Annotated in this window: 20 protein-coding genes; 15 read left to right on the top strand and 5 right to left on the bottom strand. The window is 57.7% G+C overall.

Going from position 1 to position 17513, the window contains the following annotated elements; translation table 11 throughout:
• Positions 1-264: 264 nt before the first annotated feature.
• Positions 265-1851, bottom strand: coding sequence for a GspE/PulE family protein (locus tag IE087_RS05285; RefSeq protein ID WP_189368213.1), 1587 nt, complete (start codon positions 1849-1851; stop codon positions 265-267).
• 321 nt (positions 1852-2172) lie between these two features.
• Here IE087_RS05285 and IE087_RS05280 point away from each other — a divergent pair, with 321 nt between their 5' ends.
• The 8 genes from IE087_RS05280 to IE087_RS05245 are packed head-to-tail and all read left to right on the top strand — an operon-like array spanning position 2173 to position 8523.
• Complete coding sequence (locus IE087_RS05280) at positions 2173-2988, top strand: hypothetical protein (protein WP_189368212.1); 816 nt, start codon at positions 2173-2175, stop codon at positions 2986-2988.
• Positions 2985-3545 carry a GspMb/PilO family protein gene (locus tag IE087_RS05275; RefSeq protein ID WP_189368211.1) on the top strand — a complete coding sequence of 187 codons (561 nt, stop codon included), beginning with the start codon at positions 2985-2987 and terminating at the stop codon, positions 3543-3545. Before IE087_RS05280 ends, IE087_RS05275 begins: the two co-directional genes overlap by 4 nt.
• Positions 3542-4039: a hypothetical protein gene (locus IE087_RS05270; protein WP_189368210.1), complete on the top strand. Its 498-nt coding sequence runs from the start codon at positions 3542-3544 to the stop codon at positions 4037-4039. Before IE087_RS05275 ends, IE087_RS05270 begins: the two co-directional genes overlap by 4 nt.
• A 19-nt stretch (positions 4040-4058) precedes the next feature.
• Positions 4059-6056 (top strand): type II secretion system secretin GspD, encoded by a 1998-nt coding sequence (gene gspD / locus IE087_RS05265; RefSeq protein WP_189368209.1) that lies wholly within the window; start codon positions 4059-4061, stop codon positions 6054-6056.
• The gene (locus IE087_RS05260; RefSeq protein ID WP_189368208.1) at positions 6056-7273 is read left to right on the top strand and encodes a type II secretion system F family protein; all 1218 of its coding nucleotides are present in this window, start codon (positions 6056-6058) and stop codon (positions 7271-7273) included. Before gspD ends, IE087_RS05260 begins: the two co-directional genes overlap by 1 nt.
• 13 nt (positions 7274-7286) lie before the next feature.
• Complete coding sequence (locus tag IE087_RS05255; RefSeq protein WP_189368207.1) at positions 7287-7637, top strand: pilus assembly FimT family protein; 351 nt, start codon at positions 7287-7289, stop codon at positions 7635-7637.
• On the top strand, positions 7634-7987 hold the full coding sequence (locus IE087_RS05250) for a type II secretion system protein (protein ID WP_189368206.1): 354 nt from the start codon (positions 7634-7636) through the stop codon (positions 7985-7987). Before IE087_RS05255 ends, IE087_RS05250 begins: the two co-directional genes overlap by 4 nt.
• Positions 7984-8523 (top strand): prepilin-type N-terminal cleavage/methylation domain-containing protein, encoded by a 540-nt coding sequence (locus tag IE087_RS05245; RefSeq protein ID WP_189368205.1) that lies wholly within the window; start codon positions 7984-7986, stop codon positions 8521-8523. Before IE087_RS05250 ends, IE087_RS05245 begins: the two co-directional genes overlap by 4 nt.
• Here the strand turns inward: IE087_RS05245 and gspG are convergent, their stop codons facing one another.
• Both gspG and IE087_RS05235 read right to left on the bottom strand, forming a co-directional pair.
• Entirely contained in the window at positions 8524-8946 is a 423-nt protein-coding gene (gspG, locus tag IE087_RS05240) for a type II secretion system major pseudopilin GspG (RefSeq protein ID WP_229801270.1), read from the bottom strand.
• Positions 8947-9073: 127 nt separating this feature from the next.
• Positions 9074-9802: a hypothetical protein gene (locus IE087_RS05235; RefSeq protein WP_189368204.1), complete on the bottom strand. Its 729-nt coding sequence runs from the start codon at positions 9800-9802 to the stop codon at positions 9074-9076.
• A 47-nt stretch (positions 9803-9849) separates the two neighbouring features.
• On the opposite strand from IE087_RS05235, the gene IE087_RS05230 reads away from it, so the two are divergent.
• The 3 genes from IE087_RS05230 to IE087_RS05220 all read left to right on the top strand — a co-directional run bounded on the left by IE087_RS05230 (position 9850) and on the right by IE087_RS05220 (position 12304).
• Positions 9850-10341, top strand: coding sequence for a prepilin peptidase (locus IE087_RS05230; RefSeq protein ID WP_189368203.1), 492 nt, complete (start codon positions 9850-9852; stop codon positions 10339-10341).
• Between the two features lie 103 nt (positions 10342-10444).
• A complete protein-coding gene (locus tag IE087_RS05225; RefSeq protein WP_229801269.1) occupies positions 10445-11299 on the top strand; it encodes a hypothetical protein in 855 nt (284 codons plus the stop codon).
• A gap of 117 nt (positions 11300-11416) precedes the next feature.
• On the top strand, positions 11417-12304 hold the full coding sequence (locus IE087_RS05220; RefSeq protein ID WP_189368201.1) for a sulfotransferase domain-containing protein: 888 nt from the start codon (positions 11417-11419) through the stop codon (positions 12302-12304).
• Positions 12305-12379: 75 nt separating this feature from the next.
• On the opposite strand, the gene IE087_RS05215 is transcribed toward IE087_RS05220, so the two are convergent.
• Positions 12380-12736 carry a hypothetical protein gene (locus IE087_RS05215; RefSeq protein WP_189368200.1) on the bottom strand — a complete coding sequence of 119 codons (357 nt, stop codon included), beginning with the start codon at positions 12734-12736 and terminating at the stop codon, positions 12380-12382.
• A 225-nt stretch (positions 12737-12961) separates the two neighbouring features.
• Between IE087_RS05215 and IE087_RS05210 the strand changes: the two genes are divergently transcribed.
• On the top strand, positions 12962-13945 hold the full coding sequence (locus IE087_RS05210; RefSeq protein WP_189368199.1) for a glutathione S-transferase family protein: 984 nt from the start codon (positions 12962-12964) through the stop codon (positions 13943-13945).
• Here IE087_RS05210 and IE087_RS05205 read toward each other — a convergent pair.
• The gene (locus IE087_RS05205) at positions 13938-14297 is read right to left on the bottom strand and encodes a response regulator transcription factor (RefSeq protein ID WP_189368198.1); all 360 of its coding nucleotides are present in this window, start codon (positions 14295-14297) and stop codon (positions 13938-13940) included. The genes IE087_RS05210 and IE087_RS05205 overlap by 8 nt on opposite strands.
• A gap of 185 nt (positions 14298-14482) precedes the next feature.
• Between IE087_RS05205 and cobD the strand changes: the two genes are divergently transcribed.
• The 3 genes from cobD to IE087_RS05190 are packed head-to-tail and all read left to right on the top strand — an operon-like array spanning position 14483 to position 17498.
• Entirely contained in the window at positions 14483-15421 is a 939-nt protein-coding gene (cobD, locus tag IE087_RS05200; protein ID WP_229801268.1) for a threonine-phosphate decarboxylase CobD, read from the top strand.
• The gene (cbiB, locus tag IE087_RS05195) at positions 15418-16338 is read left to right on the top strand and encodes an adenosylcobinamide-phosphate synthase CbiB (protein ID WP_189368196.1); all 921 of its coding nucleotides are present in this window, start codon (positions 15418-15420) and stop codon (positions 16336-16338) included. Before cobD ends, cbiB begins: the two co-directional genes overlap by 4 nt.
• A complete protein-coding gene (locus IE087_RS05190) occupies positions 16326-17498 on the top strand; it encodes a lytic murein transglycosylase (protein ID WP_189368195.1) in 1173 nt (390 codons plus the stop codon). The genes cbiB and IE087_RS05190 overlap by 13 nt, the downstream gene beginning before the upstream one ends.
• The last annotated feature ends 15 nt before the right edge of the window (positions 17499-17513 follow it).

The raw sequence follows: 17513 nt of genomic DNA, 5'->3' as shown, positions 1-17513 counted from the left end.
GCCAAAGTGTGCAATCAATACAAAACTCGTCCGGCAGCTTGCCCCGCCGGTTGTCTTCAAGTCCTGCGGCGCAAGTTGCGACGCCGAGCCCTGATACTTTCAGACTATCGGTTGCCTCTCGATTATTCAACCCAAAGTTGAATTTACAATCCGTAAAAGCGTAACCACTTCGCATTGCTTGGATCAGGCCGATACAGACAACATCTTATCAAACAAGCATCCGCACCCAACGACATTAACATTCAGATTTTAAGTTAGTTTTTGCTATGTATCTGCGGCCAGTGCCCCGACAATCTGAGAAAGATGACGCTGATCCACCAGCTCACGAAAGGCTAGATCGGTTGCGCGCCGAGCCATACTGACAAAGCCATTCTGATCGGCGCAGCGGCGCAGCATGTCAAGCGGCTGGCCTTCAGAAATAGCGGCCAAGAGTTGAGGCGACATTTCAAGCAATTCCGCCAACACAGTACGGCCAGTATTTCCGGTCTGCCCGCACGCGTCACACCCTCCCCCACCGCAATTCCTACACTTCGTACCGACCAGCCTTTGCGACAGCACGCCGCGCAATGTGGCGCTCAGCAAGTAAGACGGTACACCAAGGTCAATCAGACGCGATATTGCCGCTGGCGCATCATTCGTATGGATCGTGGACAAGACCATCCGCCCGACCAATGCTGCCCGCACGGCAATTTCCGCCGTCTCCGCATCCCGGATCTCACCCACCATCACAACGTCCGGATCCTGACGTAAAATCGCCCGCAGTGCGCGCGCAAAGGTCATGTCGATCGCGCTGTCGACCGGCACTTGCACCACGCCCTTCAAGGCATACTCGATCGGGTCCTCAACGCTCACAATCTTGCGGCTGCCATCATGAATGTCGGTCAACGCAGTATATAGTGTCGTTGTTTTGCCGCTGCCCGTCGGTCCAGCCACCAGAAACAGCCCGTTCGGCTGCCGCAAAATCTCCTGCAACTGCCCAACCATTTCGTCATCATAACCCAGTTGTGCCCAGTTCAACCGAACCCGCGAGCGGTCCAAAATACGCAACACGATGCTTTCGCCAAACTGGCTTGGCAAAGTCGAAATGCGCAAGTCGATGGCCCGACCACGCACGGATACCTGCGCCCGACCATCCTGCGGCCGACGGCGCTCCGAGATGTTCAAGCCGCCCATGATTTTCAGCCTGGACACCGCCGCCGCTCTGCTTGCATGCGGAATGACGCCACTGGGACGCAGTACCCCGTCGACCCGAAAGCGAATTGGAAACTCGGTTTCACCTTCTTCGAAATGGATGTCCGACGCCCCGGCCCCGACTGCACGGCTGATCACATCGTTTACCAAGCGGATTACTGGCCCCCCATTGGCCAGCGCATTCAGCTTCTCCACATCCATATCCGACACGCCGGCAATCTCGGCATTGGATTGCGGCCACTCCATGGCCTCAAGCGCGGCTGCCAAGACCGATGGTGGGACGAATGTCAGTTTCACTTGCACCTTGTGACGATACGCAAGCGCACCAATCGCGTCTTGCGGATGCGGGTTGGCGCAAGCAACCTCAAGAATACCATGCTCTGATGTCAGTGGCACCAGCTCGGCTGACTTCAGGAATTCGCGGCTTAAGTTCAACCGCGTACCCAGATCCGGTTCGGGCGCGACAGACGTTGAAAACGGAACACCCAACTGGTCGGCGATTTCACGAAACAGAAGTTCTTCCTCAATCAAACCAAACTCAAGCAGGCTTCTCTCGATTGGCAGCTGCGTTTCCCGGCTCGCAGCAATACACCTCTCGGCGTCAGCATCCGCAAGAATGTCTTTTGATTTGAGCGATGCCAACAAAGCAGCATCATCCATTGCCGAAACTTGGGCCAAGGCGGGATTCCGTAAACCTGTGAGAAAAATCAGCTTTGCGCTGCCGACAGCATGACCTAGAATGAGGTCTGTAGAAAAGTATATTACAATACTTCGAGCCACATTTCCATGCCAACTCGTGAACCGTCCCGCTTTTTGCGGTGGTACCTCTCGTCCATGAGAAGCTTTGTGCCGCAATGGGTTAAAGCTCTCTCACTCGGGCGCCCCATGGCCCGCACTTGCCGTTTCGTGGACGGCAAGGGAAACAGTCGTTCCCGAACCCTTTTCGTTGACGCTCTGACTGGAAAGACAATGCTGCCCCGGGTGCGGCTTCGCCAAATCACCGATGCCGTTTTACCAGAACGGTTGTTCCTAACGCGCACCGTCAGTCTGCCCCGAAAGGCGGCCGCGCGGATGCAGCAGGTCGGAACCTTGGATCTGCTTCAGAAAACACCGTTCAAGGCCGAGGAAATCGTTTGGGCCATCGGCCCGGTTCGCCGCGATAAGGATCAGGTTCACATGACCCAAATCATCGCCTTGAAATCCGACCTTGGCACATGGCGCAAGCGTATGGAGGCCGCAAACCGACCGCTTAGACGTATCTATGCAAACGTCGGAGAGAAGGATGTCGTTGTTGCGGATTATGACAAAGAGCTTGGCAAACACAGGAGGTTCTGGCCGATAGCGAATACAGTTGCTGCAATCCTCGCCCTGTCTTGCGCCCTTTACCTTTGGGCTTTGCCAGGGCTTCAAGCCTCACAAAAAGCGGCAGTTTTGCAACCCGAGTCTGAGCGCCTGCAAGAGCAGGCGATCGCGTTGCGCGCGCACGTCCGGGAACTGCGCGCCGACCACGACCGGCAGCAAGGCATTCTAACTGGAATTTCCAGTGCACCTCGGTTGCTGGATGCGATAGTTGCAGCAACCACAATCCTTCCGGACACAGCATGGGTTTCGCAATATACATTCGATCCCGCAGGCGTTCGCATGTTCATGGATATCGATGGCTCTGCGGTGGACCTTCTTTATACTCTGGCAGACGAAGCGCTCTTGCCAAACGCGCTTATGCAGGGTGACGTTCAAAGAACCTCATCCGGCACCGAAGAATTCTGGCTTCGCCACGATCATCTTTTGCGTCAATGACACCGGATGCTTCGCGATATCTGGCTCTCGCGCTGACGGTGGCGTTGATGGCATTGGCCTGGGCGGCTCTTGTTGAACCTGCCATCGGGTGGAAGCGCAACGCCCTTCAGGAGGCCACCCGAGCGGAATCCAACCACTTGCGACTGATCCAAAGCGTCAGGGCGTTGGAACAAGATCGCCAGAAAATTCGATCCGCGCCCATTGAACATGTGATCTGGCGATCGACCGAAGGGCGCGCACTGATGCTGGACATACAATCGGTGCTTGCAGAACTGGCGCAGCAAACGGGTGTCGCTTTCTCCGCAGTGTCACCAGCGCAATCCCAAGTCGAAAGGGAAGTAGAGACACTGGCATTGGCCCTTGAGTTGCAAGCTCCGTTGGACATCGTTCTCCGGTTTATCAAAGCAGTTGAACAGCACCAACCACCTCTGACTGTCGAGGCGGCAACATTGCGACGGACACAAAGCCTGAATTTCGACACTGATCAACCGGTCCTGCAGGCCTCCTTCCGCATCATTGCCATCACCCTTCCGCAACAGACACAGGTGGCGCAATGATATCACGTGGTTTACCGATTATCGGAAGCGTTACCATCTGGGGTATTGCCTGCGTCCTCGGTTGGCAGGCACGCGAAGCTTTCCGCGATATGACACCCTACACTATTTACACGGCCCCTGCCATCGAACGGACCGATACCGAAAACCAAATAGAAACGTCGGGCTCGCCGGAAACCGTTGATCTGTCGGACGCTCTTGCACGTCCGCTTTTTGCACCTGATCGACGTCCGCAGGCGGCACCGGACGAGTCTGAAACTCTCTCACGGTCTCAAACTGTTGCGGAAACGGTTCAATCTGATATTCTACCAGAAGTTATAGTCTACGGTGTCGCTCTCAACGGCGCATCGTCCAAAGCATTGTTATCAATGAATGGCTCTGTGCCCGAGTGGTATGGAGAAAAATCTATTATTGCAGGTTGGACGCTTACAAAAATCGAGACAAACGGCGTCCTGTTGCAGTCCGAAACTTCGGAACTGCGTATCGAGCTTTATTGACGAAAGCGACGGACCAATCATGGAAATCGCACCCCGCACATTTGTTGCGGTCTTCACACTGGCGTTACTGGCGGCGTGTACGTTGCCTGAACCAGTCACCCAATCGACCAAGGCCCCCCTGCTTGCCAACGCCGTCGGAGTGTCCGGCACGCGTAGTGAGCGCGGGCCACGGCTGCCTTGGTTCGGACGCCGAAATGCGGATCGCCGGGTTGTAGGGTCCGACAGTTTTGTGAACGAAACGATGGATGCTTCGCAACCGCTTGTGGATGTCGACGCCACCGGCGACATTGTCCTGAACCTCGTCAACGTACCCATCGAACAGGCAGCCAAGGCAGTACTGGCAGACGCTCTGAAACGAAACTACTCGATTGATCCAGCCGTATCAGGATCGGTCACGCTACAAACAACCAGACCACTGACGCAGCGTGCTCTGCTTGATACATTTCAAACGGTGCTCGAGCTCAATGGCGCCACTTTGCAGACCGCTGGCGATCTGATCACAATCGTTCCCGCCGAAGGGGCCACCCGCCGCATTTCAAGTGCGTCAAACGTTTCCGGTGCCGGTTCACGGATCGTCGCTGTTCCGCTGAGGTACATCGGGACGGCCGAAATGATCCGGCTTTTGACGCCGATTGCCGGAGAGCAGGTGCAGCTTCAGCCAATTCCCAAGCGCAACGTTGTTCTCATTTCGGGTACCCGCGGCGACATCAATGCCGCCATTGAGGCCGTGAACTTGTTCGATGTTGACGTCCTCAAAGGTAAATCAGTGGGCCTGTTCACCGTGAAATTCACAACCCCCGAAGCAATGGTCGAAGAACTGAATTTGATCTTCGAGACAGGAGAGGGCGGCAGCCTTGAAAATGTCGTCTCGTTCCTGCCCTCCCAACAGCTGGGTGCCGTCGTTGTGGTGTCTACGCGGTCAAAATACCTGGCGGAGGCCGAGAAATGGATACGCGACCTTGATCGCGCCGCCGAAGGAGCGCAACGACAGCCCTCAGTTTTCCCCTTGCAACACCGCAACGCAGAAGAGCTTGCCCCCATTCTCATCGAGATGATGGCGCAAAGCACCGACAGCGATGAGGGCGAAGCAAGATCCACCGCACGAATCGTAGCTGACAAGGGCCGCAATGCACTGCTTGTTATGGGCACCCGGGCCGAGCAAGAGGCGGTTGCACGGCTGATCCAAACGCTGGACACCACACCGGTTCAGGTGCTGCTAGAGGCGACAATCGCCGAAGTCACATTGAACGACGAGTTGAATTTCGGCCTGCGCTGGTTTTTTGAAAGCGGCAACTTCGGCGCCACGTTCTCTGATTTGGAAAACGGCGCCGTGGCCGGCAGCTTCCCCGGACTGTCCGTCCTCTTTCAAGGCAGCACATCATCCAAGGTTGCGCTGTCCGCGATCAGTGCTGTTACGGATGTTGAAGTGGTCTCGTCCCCCAGCCTGCTGGTGCTCGACAATCAAGAGGCTCGATTGCAAATCGGTGATCAGGTCCCGATTGCAACGCGTGAGGTTCGCGACACTGACGATCCGGACGGGCCCGTGATAAACTCAATTTCTCTCCGGGACACCGGGGTCATCCTTACGGTCCGGCCGAGGACGTCAAATAGCGGCCTTGTGACACTCGAGATCGAACAAGAAGTCTCCGATGTCTCCAACACGAAATCCTCTGGAATCGACTCTCCCACCATTTCCACCCGCCAACTGCAGACATCCGTCGTGGTGGGCGACGGGGAAACCATCGCGATGGGTGGCCTGATTCAGGAAGACCGGGAAATCGGCAGAACCAAGGTGCCCGGGGCTGGTGACATACCCGTTCTGGGAACACTGTTTCGCAGCAAATCAGACAAGGTGCGCAAGACCGAGTTGTTGATCCTGATCACGCCCCGGGTTGTCAGCAACGGGCACGACGCACGTAGTGTGACCAATGAATTGCGTCAGCGTATTCGAGGTGCGGAGAACCTTGTGCAGACCGGCATTCGAACGCCGGGAATTGGGCATCGGATAATTGAATAATGCCACGTTTCTCGTACGAGGCGTTCGACGCATCAGGCGAAATTTCCAAAGGAGATCTGGATGCTGCATCCGAAGCCGCAGCTCTGGCAACTCTTTCGGCTATGGGTGTGACCCCGATCAGCCTGACAAACGGCGCGGAACAGGATCCATGGTGGGCACGGGAAATCTCGCTCGCTGGCGCGTCGCACACGCACAAGACCAAGGAAATCGAACGCTTCTTTACGACGTTCGCGGCTTTGATGTCGGCGCGGCTGCCTTTGGTCGACAGCCTGAGATTCTGCGCCCGACAGTCAAACGACCAGAGAATGCGGCGCAGTCTCGGCCGCGTGGCGCGATCGGTTGAAAACGGTGCCACACTCGAAACCGCTCTGCATGAAGAGGACGGGCTATTTCCCAGTCGCCTTGTAACTCTTGTCGGTATCGGTGAAGCGTCAAACACTTTGGATGGCACAGCTCAACGGATCGCCGATTTGCTGGAAGCCGAAGCCGCGTTTTATCGAAACATAAGTGGCGCCATGATTTATCCCATTATCTTGCTGATCACGGCGGTCGTGGTGATGGCAGTTCTGGTGTTTTATCTGGTGCCAACACTGGCCCCGGTCTTTTCCAGTGCGGGCGCGACGCTTCCCATATCCCTCAAGCTGATGCTTGTCATGCGATCACTGGTCTTGGACCATTGGCCTTTGATGTTTGCGATGAGCGGGCTCCTGGCAATTGGACTGGTATTTGGTCGAAAAGCACTCTCTGCAATCCTTGCGCCTGCAATGCGGCACGTGCCGATCATCGGGCCAATAGTCATACAGCACGCGACACTGGAAATTTGCAGAAATTTGCACCTCATGCTGAGCAGCGGCGCGACGCTGACAACAGCCATCGCAACAGCACGAGATGCAGCCCGTTCACCCCGAACCGCAGATATGATGAATCGCGCACTGAACGACGTGCAGTCCGGCGCACATTTGTCAGAACACCTCAGCGAAGCCAAAGGGTTTGATCCAATCGCTGCCGCGATGATCCGCGCCGGTGAAAAATCCGATCAACTCACCGAGGTTTTGGGCCGCATCTCGGCTGATCTGACACAGCGATCCGCACGGACACTGCAGCAACTTGTGCAACTCATCACACCGGTGATGACCCTGTTCATTGGTGGCGGGATCGGCATTGTTGTGCTCTCCACGATCTCAGCCATCATGGATCTCAATGACCTCGCCTTCTGAAAACAGACTGGGGATGTCCCTGCTTGAAGTCTTGGTCGTTCTCTCAATTGCGGCGTTGATCCTTGGCGTGGCTGCCCCAACGCTCAGGTCCCCTCCCCGACATCTTGCGGAACAGGAGGCGCTGGCATCGCTGGAACGAAGGGCGCTTGCCACACGCTTGAACGCAATCCGCAGCGGGTCCGCCAAGGCATGGAGCCCCGATAGTCCCTTATGTGCAACTCAGTCGGCCACCCCAATTTTGTACCTTCCCGACGGCTCAGCATTCGGTTCACCGTTTTGCATCCGGATGGACGATCAGAACTTGTGGATTGCGGCAACTCCACTAACCGGCCGCCTGACATTCGTCGACCCGGTGTCCCAATGAAGCATACACGATCAGGGTTCAGTATTCTGGAAGTGCTGGTGGCGTTTGTGATCATGGCCCTTGTCTTTGCCGTGTTGTTGCCCGGGCAAGGCGATTTGCTGTCGCGGGCACAAAGGTCAAATGATCAACTTCTGGCAACGGACATCATAAGATCACTTGCAGCTATTGAACGTGTTCCGAACATCGACGCTTCGGAAGAAACCCTCGCATTGCCACCCGGCTGGCGGATCAACAGGACACTCGTTCCAAACACCTTCCATTCCGTCACCGGCATCACCATCACATTGACCATATATGGTCCCTACGGCCGCTTGTTGGCGGAGCGAAAGATGTGGAGGCCGACATTGTGACCCGAGCTCGATCGGGCTTTACACTGCTCGAACTGTTGATCTCGTTGCTTTTGCTGGCCATGATTTCTGCTGCTGTAGCGTCTGTCACGGGCTACGCCGTTCGCCTCTTCGACCGTAGCGACGACCTTCAACGCCAGTCTGAGCAGTTGCACCATCGGGCGTTGCTCAGGGATTGGATTGTCCGGGCTGATCCGGATGCGCTGTCACGCTTCGCTGGTACAGCAGACGAACTCACCTTTCAGGCGCGCAGTGACACAGCGCTGGCATGGAACACGGGCCACCTAATTATCCAAGTGGCATCGGGTGAGGACGGTACCGACTTGCGCCTACTGGATGACGAAAATGCCTCGCGCGAGACGCTGCCCCTGTCCAGTTCAAACTTGCAGCTCAGCTACTACGGCATGCAAGCCGGACAGGCTGGCTGGCACGACAGCTGGATCGAACAAGGCGCTCTGCCGATCCTGATACGCATATCGGGTTCAGATGCACGGGAATGGCCCGACTTCATCGCCATGCCTCGCCTGTCCGCTGACTAGTCAGCTGGGCAAGTCGGCATCCTCTCCTGTGCCCCCCGCCACGCCATCGCGCCCCAGGCTCGTAATTCGAAAATCGCCCTCGTTGGAGGGAGCAGCATAAATGTATTCCCGTCCCCAAGGGTCGACTAAGGCATCTGATGTCTCAAGATAAGGACCATTCCATCGTGCAAGGCCAGCCGGTGCCTCAAAAAGCACCGAAAGCCCTTCGGCCCCCGATGGATAGCGCCCGGCATCAATATAGAAGAGCTGCACAGCGTTGCGCAGCTGGTCAATCTGCAAAGCCGCAGTTTCGGCTTTTGCCTGCCCGAGATACCCAATGACGCGCGGACCAACAACGGCCGCGATCATCGCGATAATAGACAGGACAACAAGCACCTCCAGAATGGTCGCGCCAGCACGGCTACCCCATCGGCGCCGATTCACGGTCCGGATCACACGTCACCTATAATGTTGTGAAATAACTATGGGCTGAATATCCGGCAAAAAACGCAAAGGATCAAGCGCAACAACAGCTTTGTCTTTGCATCCCTCATCTTTGCGGCGTGCTGAGTTAAGGCGCCCATAGCCACGCGGCGCCGGAACCATCCGAAACGCGAACTTCGCCAGCAAGCCATTGCACATCGCCCCGCGTTATCCACACTTGTCGAAGCGTCCTTCGCGGTTGACTGACAAAGGCTGGCGGAACACGGGACATCAAAACTTCACGCGACCCATCCGCCTCGGTCACCAATTCCAGAACCGCACGCGGCGCGTGCATCGGGGAGATACCTGGCCGACCGGACCGCAATGTCGCCACTCGGGACAACGGCACCAATTGATCTGGTGTACCACCTATCGCGCGCAGGAAAGCAGACAGATCGGCCTCCTGACCCGGATTGCGCTGCCAGTTTCGATATCGCCTCGTCTGATCCTGTGTCAGATCCAGATGTGCCATCACCTTGGCCGACAATGCAGAGCGGGCGGTCTTGAGATCAATCAACCCGCCGACGTCGACCAGATCAACCCAGACGTCGTCATGGCCCGGCAAGGCCAACCGCGCGGGCGTTCGCGCACCACGCGCCAAATCCATGACATAGCTCACACCGTCTGCAGACAAAGCCTGACGGTCCTGAAACTCACGTGTCGCAACACTGCTGTGATGTTCTGAAAGCAGTGTTTTACTGCTAAGGGATGCCAGAAATGTCAGAATCACCAACGCCCCCAACACAACAATCAGGGCATACCCGTGCCGCCTCGCATCAGGCGAGAGCACGGATGATCCATTCACAGTTTGCCGCATCACAAAGTCACTCAATCCCAGCAGCTTGCCTTGTCATTGTCCTGCATATGGCGGTCTATGCAAGTGGATTGGCGCTGCTCGGACCGTGGCCCGGCATTTGGCTGGTCTGGGCGGTAAGCGCAGGTTTCATCTGGGTCAGCATTGTCGATTTCCGGCAATTCGAAATCCCGGACCTCGCGACCATCGGGCTGATCTGTGCCGCCCTGTTCTGGATTGCCACTGACCCTCGTGTCCCTTGGCAGGCGCACATAGCCGGCGCAGTTTTCTGGCCTATCGGGTTCGAAGCGATCCGGCGCATGTTCTTGTGGCGCTCCGGGTTCGATGGGCTCGGCTTTGGTGACGTGAAACTCATGGTGCCACTGGCCCTGTTTTGCGGTCCCGTCGCAACGGCGAACATGGTCCTGTTCGCGACCCTCTCCGCGCTCGGACTGATGTTGACACTCGCTGCACTGCGCCGACAGCCTATCACACATCTGGCCATGCCCTTTGGTCCTTTCCTGTGTTTCTCGACATGGATCACGTGGGTGTCCGGGCTTTGAAACCTTGCAAATTGCACCGCTGTTGCCCGACGGCCACTTTCCGAATATCCGTTAGCGCCCTCGGCACGGCCTTACCACCGACAGGCAAATGGAGTTGACTCAAGTGCGCATCGGAACCAACGGGGCAATCGCAACAGGCACACTTTGCCTGATTGCAATCATGATCGCAGCCGTCGCAGATCAGGACTTTGGCTGGTGGGTTGTCCCATTCATCCTCTTGTTCGGAACACTCTTTTCGGGCGTTTTGGCTCTATGCGTCCTGAACTACCGAAAAGACAGATTTCGCCGCGCATCCATCAGCACCCATCCCGATGAACCATGGATGTGGGATGAAAGATGGCAGTCCGACACCATGACATCCCGCAGCAAATCCGAACTGTGGGGCACTTTGGCCTTTACCGTCATCCTGGCAGTGTTTGCCTTCATCGGCGTGGCGTCAATGCTGCACGGCCTACCCGAGGGTAACCTGTGGGTTCTGCTGAACATCATTCCCATGGTCGCCACCGCCTATTTCTTGCGGAATTCAGTTGTGGCGTGGCGGGCATTACGTCTCGAACGACATGTATCGCTCACCAGTGAAGCCCGTCCCGCCTGGATCGGACAGACATTTTCGGCCCTTGTGAACACAACGACCGGACAGCAAGCGGACAAGATCAGCGCGTGGTTGGAACACACTAAGGTCGTACGCCATGAGGAAAGCGACGGGGTGAGTTTCGAAAAGGTCATGGACCGCAAGTTGCCCGGCCATGTTGACGATCTGGGCGAAGGCACGGCAAGAATTACCGTCGATATTCCCAAATCCAGTCCCACAACATCATGGCGCGATGATGCGCAGGACAGATGGTGGGATCTGGTGATTTCAATGCGTATTTCGGGCATCGAAGGTCAGCTACGATTCGAGATACCGGTTGCCGAACCGGCAGAGCAGAAAAACCGGAGCGTTTCAAACCGCCCCTGATACCAAACAGCCGCTGGCGGCCATTATTGCTCCATTCCTGCCAACCGCGCTTTTTTGTTGTGTTTCCGTCGTACTCCACTTTTTCTGAGCACGTCCGCAATCACGAGGAGGTCAGCCATGACGAACCGAAAGCTGTACCTTGGTCCGCTGACCGACAACAGGCGTTGGGACATGGTCAACATCCGGCCCGACGACGTGTTTGTTGTCACGCCTCCCAAATGCGGGACAACGTGGATGCAGACAATCGTGGCGCTGCTGTTGTCCGGCGACCCCGAGGTCGAGACGGAACTATCCGTAAAGATGCCTTGGGTCGATATCCGCATCCGGGAAATGGCGGAAGTGGCTGAACGGCTCGATGCCATGGCGCAACGCCGCAGCATGAAAAGCCATACGCCAATGGATGGACTGCCTTTGGACGATCAAGCGCACTACATTTGCGTGTTCCGCCACCCACTTGATGCGCATTTCTCGATGCGACAACACATGCGCAACATCCCGATGCCCTGGTTCAATCACTGGTATCCCGAGGACGATGAGGACGGCATCGCATTTCGCCGCTTTCTGGATGGTGGGGCCGAGGGGTTCGATGCCGATGCCATGCCCCTCGCGCATATCCTGCGGCACTACCAAGCTGCAAAGGCGCTTGCCGACCGACCGAACGTATCGCTTTTCCACTACGCGGATATGAAACGGGACTTGACCGGCGTCTTCGCTGAGCTGTCGGCGTTGCTGGACAAACCGTATTCAGAGGCTGTCATGCAACAGCTTGTTGCGGCGGCAACATTCGACAATATGCGACAGAACGCGGAGCGCTATGCACCGTCAGGAGGGAAGGGATTTTTCAAGTCGGACGCGGCGTTCTTTCACAGCGGCACCAGCGGAAAATGGCAGGGTCATCTGACAGATGACGAGCTCGCCGCCTATGACGCCACAATGAATGCCCATTTGGCGCCAGAAGACCGCGCATGGCTCGAGAATGGGTCTGAATTGAGGGGCACCCCCTAGCAGATTTCCCCTCAGAATATTTGTATTAGTCTGTTTGCAAAAGCGCTCGGACACCGACGCATCCGATACCGTGGGTCAGTCGACCTTGTTGGCCAGCAACGCCACCGGCGCATCTTCCGCTCGAACAAAATCCAGCGCGGGCTTTTCGGCCACGGCCGTCAGGCGCTTGAACTCGTACCGCATCTCGCCCGTCTCTTCGTCGGAGGCCACAATCAGGCATTGGAACAGATGGATCGCACCGTCATACAAATCAACGTACCCACGCAGATAAGGCGCTGCCTCTGCCTGCATGGAAAACCCGGTCTTCCACATGCGCAGAACGGGGTAGGTCACACCGTCAACGGCAAGGCGCAGGCGCGATGCCTTTTTCAATGATTGCAGCCGCGCACTATCAAGACCGGCTTGCACTTCCTTCGGTACGAATGTGGACATGGCAGTCTTTCCTTTCAGTCCCCACGTCAAAAGATGACCAGCTAAGTGAGTCGTTTCAGTTAAATTCCAATGACATACTCCGAGTCTTTTCGGAATGTGGCTTTCCTGTGACTCTGGCATTTCTTATATGTGTGTGCGCAAACGCAGGCGCAATGCGCGCGCCCACAGCTTTGCGTGCCAAAGCACGCCGTCTACATCAAACCCAGCACAAGCGGGAGAAGCGACATGGGTCTTTTGGTGGACGGCGTCTGGCACGACCAGTGGTACGACACGAAATCGAGCGGCGGGAAGTTTCAGCGCAGCCAGGCCAAGTTCCGCAACTGGATCACCGCCGACGGCAGCGCGGGACCTTCGGGGACGGATGGCTTTCCGGCCGAAAGCGGGCGCTATCATCTCTATGTCTCCTATGCCTGCCCATGGGCGCACCGGGCGTTGATCTTCCGCCAGCTCAAGGACCTGACCGATCACATCAGCATCTCGGCAGTGCATCCGGACATGCTGTCCGATGGCTGGACGTTCGAGACGGACGACAACGGCGCCACAGGTGACACGCTCTATGGTGTGCCCTTTGCCCGCGACATCTATACCAAGGCTGATCCGCAGTTTTCCGGTCGTGTCACCGTGCCGATCCTTTGGGACAAACAGCGCGAAACCATCGTGAGCAACGAAAGCTCCGAGATCATCCGCATGTTCAACTCGGCCTTTGACGGGATCACAGGCAACACCCGGGATTTCTGGCCACAGGAGCTGCGGGACGCCATCGCCCCCGTGAACGACCGTATCTATGACACGCTGAACAACGGCGTCTACAAATCCGGCTTCGCCACCACGCAAGACGCTTACGACGACGCGGTTCATCCACTTTTTGACACGCTCGACTGGTTGGAGGAACGGTTAACCGGGTCACGCTACCTGATGGGCGACCGGATCACCGAGACGGACTGGCGGCTCTTTACCACGCTGGTGCGGTTCGATCCGGTCTACCACCTGCACTTCAAGTGCAACCGCAAACGGCTGATGGACTACCCCAATCTCTGGGCCTACACGCGCGAGCTTTATCAGGTGCCGGGCGTGGCGGAGACGGTGAACATGGATCACATCGTGCGCCACTATCACTACAGCCACGAAAGCATCAATCCGCACCGGATCGTGCCAATCAATCCTGCCATTGATTTTGATGCCCCTCACGGGCGTGACGCGGTCAGCTGACCCCGTAGTGCTCCACCATCGCCGCCAGATCCTCTGGCGGTGTCCCGGCGGGGACAAAGGCGCAGGCATTGCTGGAATGGTTGAAGATCGACCCGTCCGAGAAAAAGGATGTGTCGGTCACAAAGATAACGCGCGCATTGGGATGCCGGTAGCTTGCAAAATCCGCCACAGCCAGCGCGCTGCCTTCCCCGAGAACAAGGTCCAAAACAATAATGTCGGCCGCATGCTCCGACAGGTGTTCCACGGCTTCGTTCTGTCCCTGAACAAGAGACACAACGGCGCCCTGACGCTCAAGGTGCCGCTGCCACAACACCCCCAACTCCGGTCGGCTCTCTACAATCAATACATTCATATTCACTCCGAGCCACCCCAACGCGGCCCCGTCTGAAACTACTGGCCAAGTTTGTCTTAACAATCAGTTAACGTTTCCTAAAATTTGTTAACACCATCACATTCACTTGAAAACTGCGCAGCATTCCGCTTTTTGCGGGCTGGATGCCGCCGAGATCGGCGTCAAGGGCACAGGAGGCTTGCATCTTGCAGCAGGTGAGAGACCACGGAGGTGGGCTGGACGAGGCAATTGCTCAGTACGGTGGACAGCGTAGTGGCTGGATCGACCTGTCAACAGGTATAAACCCGCAAGCATATCCAGTACCGCCAGTCGCACAAGATGCATGGACGGCTCTGCCCGACACTGGGGCAGCGACGCGATTGACGAAGGCTGCGCGCCGGTTCTGGTCAATTCCGAACGGAGCAGACGTGCTTGCTACACCGGGCGCATCCGCAATCATTGCGCAAATTCCCCGCCTTGCATCTGTTGGCACGGTTCGCATCAAACCGCCGACATACAACGAACATGCCGCCGCCTTTGCCGGTCATGGTTGGACCGTTTGCAACGACGCGCAGGCAGATGCATGCGTGCTGGTGCACCCAAACAATCCGGACGGGCATCTCTGGACCGCACCGGATGCCAACGCCAAGCTGACGGTGATCGACGAAAGCTTTTGTGACGTGACCCCGGACGCCAGCCTGATCAACCAAGCAACACAACCCGGCACGCTTGTCCTCAAGAGTTTTGGCAAGTTCTGGGGGCTCGCTGGTTTGCGACTGGGCTTTGCCATCGGGGATCCTGCGCTGATCAAACGACTTGCAGAGATGCTGGGGCCCTGGCCCGTATCGGGCATCGCGCTCGACATCGGGGCGGCAGCGCTCGAGGATACGGACTGGGCCGCAGAAACCCGCGCGAGGCTGTCCGCCGACGCGGCGCGGCTCGACACGCTGATGACAGCGCGAGGCGCCGACTTTGTTGGCGGGACATCCCTGTTCCGGCTCTACGATGTGGGAGACGCGGCAGCCTTCCAACAGCACTTGGCACGCGCGCATATCTGGAGCCGCATCTTCCCCTACAGCACCCGCTGGCTGCGCCTTGGACTGCCTGCGGCGCAAGACTGGGCACGGGTCGAGGCCGCGCTTTGAACGGCCTGCTCGTCCTCGCGCTCGCCATGAGCCTCGACGCCATCGCGGGTGAGCCGCGCTGGCTCTGGTCGCGTTTGCCACACCCGGCGGTGCTGATGGGCCGGGCGATAGGCGCCTTGGACACAAGGTGGAACCAGGAACCACGCGCACGTGCCAAAGGTATCTTGGCCATCGCCCTGCTGGTCATCGTCGCCGCCGCTGTCGGGTGGGCGGTCATCCAAATTGGCTGGATGGCCGAACTGCTCATCACCGCCATCCTGCTCGCGCACCGATCCCTTGTCGCGCATGTGGCCACTGTTGCGCACGGGCTTCGACAGTCCGTTGCCGAAGGCCGCCGCGCCATCCGCATGATCGTCAGCCGCGATGTCAGTACGTCTTCATCCTCGCAAGTCACCCGCGCCGGGATTGAAAGCCTGTCCGAAAACTTCAGCGACGGCGTGATCGCCCCGGCCTTCTGGTTCCTAATCGCAGGTGTTCCCGGCATCCTGATTTACAAGGTGGTCAATACGGCGGACAGCATGGTGGGCTATCTGACCCCGCGCCATGCAGAATTCGGCTGGGCCGCTGCGCGTCTGGATGATGTGCTGAACTGGATACCCGCGCGCCTGACAGGCGCGCTGATCACGCTTGTAGGGGCTGCCGGGGCGCAGTGGCACATGATCAAATCGGACGCGCGCCTTCACCGATCACCGAATGCAGGCTGGCCAGAGGCCGCCATGGCCCGCACCCTGAACATCGCGCTGGCCGGACCGCGCAGCTACCACGGACAGGTCGAAGACCTGGCATGGGTCAATGGCGGGGGACGGCGCGACCTGACCCCGACCGACATTGACACCGCCATATCTATGGTGTGGAAAACGTGGGGTCTTGTTACAGGCCTTCTTTTTCTTCTGGGAATTTTCATATGCATATTCTGAAACATATCATGGCTGTGGCCGCAGTGAGCGCACTGCCGGGGCTGGCAACAGCCAGCTGTGGCGGCTCCTTCTCTGCCTTCAAGGACGGCCTGAAATCCGAAGCCGTATCACGCGGTATCTCAGCCGAAACAGCGGATCGTTTCCTTGCTTCTGTCCGTCAGGACCCGGCAGTGCTGCGTGCCGATCGCGCGCAAGGCGTCTTCCAGCGTCCGTTCATCGACTTTTCCCGTCGTCTGATTTCGCAAAACCGCATCAACGCGGGCAAGGCCAAGGCCGAACAATGGGACTCTGTCTTTGACCGGGTCGAACAGGACCATGGCGTGGACCGCAACGTCCTTCTGGCCTTCTGGGCGTTTGAGACAGACTACGGCGCGTTTCAGGGCGACTTCAACACCGCCAACGCACTGGTCACACTGGCCCATGACTGCCGCAGACCCGAGCTATTCCGCCCGCAAGTATTCGCAGGCATGGAGTTGTTTGCGCAGGGCGACTTTGACCCGCAACGCACGACAGGTGCTTGGGCAGGAGAGATTGGCATGGTGCAAATGCTACCCGCCGACATCATCGAAAACGGCGTGGATGGTGATGGCGACGGGGCCGTACGGCTCAAGTCCTCCGCACCGGATGCCCTGCTGTCCGGCGGCAAGATGCTCAAGCATTTCGGCTGGCGTGCGGGTGAGGCTTGGCTGCAAGAAGTCACCGTACCCGCCGACATGGATTGGAGCCTGAGCGGGGCAGGCAAACCGCAAAGCGTTGCACAATGGCAAGCCATGGGCGTCGAGGCGCGCAGCGGCGCTCTGAGCGACCTGCCAGCCTCCCTGATCCTGCCGCAAGGGCGCAAGGGGCCTGCCTTCCTCGCCTATCCGAACTTCGATGTTTATTTTGAATGGAACCAGTCCTTCACCTACGTCTTGACCGCAGCTTACTTCGCAACGCGGCTGGGCGGCGCACAGGTCTATGACGCGGGCAATCCTGAGCCTGGGCTTGGGGCGGACCAGATGAAGCGGTTGCAGACCAAATTGCAGGCGCGTGGCTACGATGTGGGCAAGATCGACGGCATCCTTGGCGCCGGCACACGCGCCGCGGTACAGGCTGAGCAGGCGCGGTTGGGGCTACCTGCTGACGCTTGGCCAACGCCAGCGTTGCTGGACCGGCTCTGACTGCCAATGGTCTAC

Source organism: Tateyamaria omphalii (assembly GCF_014651375.1).
In the GTDB taxonomy this organism is placed as follows: Bacteria; Pseudomonadota; Alphaproteobacteria; order Rhodobacterales; family Rhodobacteraceae; genus Tateyamaria; species Tateyamaria omphalii.
The sequence above is the reverse complement of the archived record's forward strand: the minus strand, read 5'-3'. Positions and strand labels throughout refer to the sequence as shown.

Bases quoted from the DNA above. Each gene is read 5' to 3' on its own strand.
- IE087_RS05285 (WP_189368213.1), bottom strand. From the start codon at position 1,851: ATGGATGATGCTGCTTTGTTGGCATCGCTCAAATCAAAAGACATTCTT.
- IE087_RS05275 (WP_189368211.1), top strand. From the start codon at position 2,985: ATGACACCGGATGCTTCGCGATATCTGGCTCTCGCGCTGACGGTGGCG.
- IE087_RS05270 (WP_189368210.1), top strand. From the start codon at position 3,542: ATGATATCACGTGGTTTACCGATTATCGGAAGCGTTACCATCTGGGGT.
- gspD (WP_189368209.1), top strand. From the start codon at position 4,059: ATGGAAATCGCACCCCGCACATTTGTTGCGGTCTTCACACTGGCGTTA.
- IE087_RS05260 (WP_189368208.1), top strand. From the start codon at position 6,056: ATGCCACGTTTCTCGTACGAGGCGTTCGACGCATCAGGCGAAATTTCC.
- IE087_RS05255 (WP_189368207.1), top strand. From the start codon at position 7,287: ATGTCCCTGCTTGAAGTCTTGGTCGTTCTCTCAATTGCGGCGTTGATC.
- IE087_RS05250 (WP_189368206.1), top strand. From the start codon at position 7,634: ATGAAGCATACACGATCAGGGTTCAGTATTCTGGAAGTGCTGGTGGCG.
- IE087_RS05235 (WP_189368204.1), bottom strand. From the start codon at position 9,802: ATGCGGCAAACTGTGAATGGATCATCCGTGCTCTCGCCTGATGCGAGG.
- IE087_RS05230 (WP_189368203.1), top strand. From the start codon at position 9,850: ATGGCGGTCTATGCAAGTGGATTGGCGCTGCTCGGACCGTGGCCCGGC.
- IE087_RS05220 (WP_189368201.1), top strand. From the start codon at position 11,417: ATGACGAACCGAAAGCTGTACCTTGGTCCGCTGACCGACAACAGGCGT.
- IE087_RS05215 (WP_189368200.1), bottom strand. From the start codon at position 12,736: ATGTCCACATTCGTACCGAAGGAAGTGCAAGCCGGTCTTGATAGTGCG.
- IE087_RS05210 (WP_189368199.1), top strand. From the start codon at position 12,962: ATGGGTCTTTTGGTGGACGGCGTCTGGCACGACCAGTGGTACGACACG.
- IE087_RS05205 (WP_189368198.1), bottom strand. From the start codon at position 14,297: ATGAATGTATTGATTGTAGAGAGCCGACCGGAGTTGGGGGTGTTGTGG.
- IE087_RS05190 (WP_189368195.1), top strand. From the start codon at position 16,326: ATGCATATTCTGAAACATATCATGGCTGTGGCCGCAGTGAGCGCACTG.